This is a genomic window from Streptomyces sp. NPDC059564, assembly GCF_042735575.1.
GTDB lineage: Bacteria > Actinomycetota > Actinomycetes > Streptomycetales > Streptomycetaceae > Streptomyces.
Genome location: NZ_JBHWBP010000606.1, coordinates 1 through 2,380 on the forward strand (window position 1 = coordinate 1; position 2,380 = coordinate 2,380).

The 2,380-nt window shown below is 74.4% G+C and carries 2 protein-coding genes; one reads left to right on the top strand and one right to left on the bottom strand.

The window, feature by feature from the left end:
- A partial coding sequence (locus ACFV0Q_RS40830) for a TetR/AcrR family transcriptional regulator (protein WP_385013081.1) occupies positions 1-463 on the bottom strand: 463 nt, incomplete at its 3' end.
- Between the two features lie 168 nt (positions 464-631).
- Between ACFV0Q_RS40830 and ACFV0Q_RS40835 the strand changes: the two genes are divergently transcribed.
- Positions 632-2,062 carry an amidase gene (locus ACFV0Q_RS40835; protein WP_385013083.1) on the top strand — a complete coding sequence of 477 codons (1,431 nt, stop codon included), beginning with the start codon at positions 632-634 and terminating at the stop codon, positions 2,060-2,062.
- The last annotated feature ends 318 nt before the right edge of the window (positions 2,063-2,380 follow it).

Here is a 2,380-nt window from a genome sequence, read left to right on the forward strand (position 1 = left end):
GGAGGGGTACGGCGTGGTCGGCGCCCTCGCAGGCCTCCTCCACGAGACGGCTGAACGACGTTTCGAGGGCGGCGTAGCTCGCCCTCAGCGTGCCGGCGAGCGCCTCGGTGACGGCCGCCCGCGCGACGAAGGCGAGCCAGACCCTGGCCTCGGCGCGGTGCTCCTCCCGGAGCAGGGCGACTTCCGTGGCCGCGAAGCCGAGGGCGGTGGCGGCCGACTGGGCCGGGCTCCGCAGGAGGCGGGCCCGTACCCGTCCGCCGATCCGCTCGCCGATGTGCCCCAGGGCGAACACGAGCATCTCTTCCTTGGTGCGGAAGCAGCGCTGAACGGCGCCCATCGACACCTGCGCGCGGGCGGCGACATCGCGAAGGGTGACGCCCTCCAGCCCGTGCTCGTCGGCGAGTTCGCAGACGGCCTCGGCGATGAGGCGGCGCCGGTCCGCGTGATCCACCTGTCTGGGCATGCCCGGTTACTCCCTCGGACGGTCGGACGGTGCTCCGGCCGCTTCCGTCGTCGGGGGAACTTTATCCGATGCGCTCGTATCGGTTCTCCGGCTACAGTTCCGATGCGGTTGCATCGGAACGTGATCGTGATGGTGAACGTGAACGTTGATCGGGAGAGGAGACGCGCCATGCAGGACGCCCTATGGAGGTTGCCGGCCACCGCGCAGGCACGGGCGGTGCGCCACGCGGAGGTGTCGGCCGTCGAACTGGTCGACAGCCACCTGGAGCGCATCGCCGAGGTCAATCCCCGGGCGAACGCGGTGACCCAGCTCCTGGCGGAGCGCGCACGGGAGGCCGCGGCGCGGACGGACCGTCGCCGCGCCGCCGGAGAGGTGCTCGGGCCCCTCGCGGGCGTGCCGTTCACGGTGAAGGAGAGCACCGCCGTCGAGGGAGCGGCGACCACCTTCGGTACGGAGCGCTTCCGGCATCTCGTCGCACCGGCCGACGCGCCGCCAGTGGCACGGCTGCGCGCCGCCGGAGCCATCCCCATCGGGCACAGCAACATCCCCACCCTGATCCTCGCCGGGATGCACACCCGCAGCGAGCTGTACGGCGACACGGTCAACCCCTGGGACCCCGCACGGACCCCGGGCGGCTCCAGCGGCGGCGACGGGGTCGCCGTCGCCACGGGCATGGCGGCGCTCGGGCTCGGCAACGACTCCGGCGGTTCGGTGCGCATCCCCGCCCAGTTCTGCGGGGTGGCCGGGCTGAAGCCGACCAGCGGGCGGTTCCCGGCGGACCACCGCGTCCTCGGCCCGGACGACCCCGGACCTGCCTCGCAGATCCTGGTCACCGACGGCCCGCTGGCGCGGACCGTCGCGGACCTGCGCCTGGCGTACGAGGTACTGGCCGGGACCGATCCGCGGGACCCGCGGGCCGTACCGGTGCCCGCCTACGGAGAACCGCTCGTCGGGCCGGTGAAGGTCGCGGTCGTGGCGGACCCCGGCGGGCACGGCGTCCATCCCGCGATCCGAGCGGCCGTCGAACGCGCGGCCGGGGCGCTGCGGGACGCCGGGTACGACGTACGGGAGGTGCCGGACGTTCCGCGGCTGGACGAGGCCCTCGACGCGTACGGCCGCATCACCGTGACCGAGTTCGCGGCGGCCTGGCCGGTGGTGCGCGGGCTGCTCGGAGAGGGCGGGGACCGCTACATCGCGATGGCCATGGAGCGGACTCCGCCCGCGAGCGCGGACGAGTTCATGAAGCTGATGGGCGCGTGGCTGAACATCCGCCGCTCATGGGCCGAATTCCTCGACGCGTACCCCTTGTTGCTCGGCCCGGTGTTCACCGAGCCGCCGGTCGAACCGGGCCTGGAGTCCCGCGACAGGGCGGGCCGGGACCGGGTCGCTTCGGCCATGCGCCTGTGTACGGTGACCAGCTTCGTCGGGGTGCCCGCGGTGGCCGTGCCGACCGGAGTGGCCGACGGCCTGCCGACCGGGGTGCAGATCGTCGGACGCGCCTTCCGCGAGGACCTGTGCCTGGCGGCGGCCCAGGTGATCGAGAACCGCCTCGGAACCCTCACCCCGATCGACCCACGCACCGGCGCCGGGGCCGGCTGATCCCCGGGTGGCCTGCGGCGCCCTCAGTGCTCGTGTTGACGACGAGGGGGCCCAGGAGCGGCCTCCGGCGCGGAGGTCGGTCGGTACGGTCTCGACGTTGCCGGACGCGTGGGTCTCTGTTCGGCCGCCGAGTGCGGCCAAGGCCCCGGCGCGGCCCTTGGGAAGGGTGTTCTGCGCCGCGCCGGGGCGCCTTGCCGACCGTCTCCGGCCCGGCCCGCGCGCCCGGCGCCAACGCGGGCCGGCCCGGCGGTGGTTCAGGCCTCCGGCCGGGCCAGGCGCCGGAGCAGGGGCAGTGCCTCGTCGAGCGGGACCGCGCTG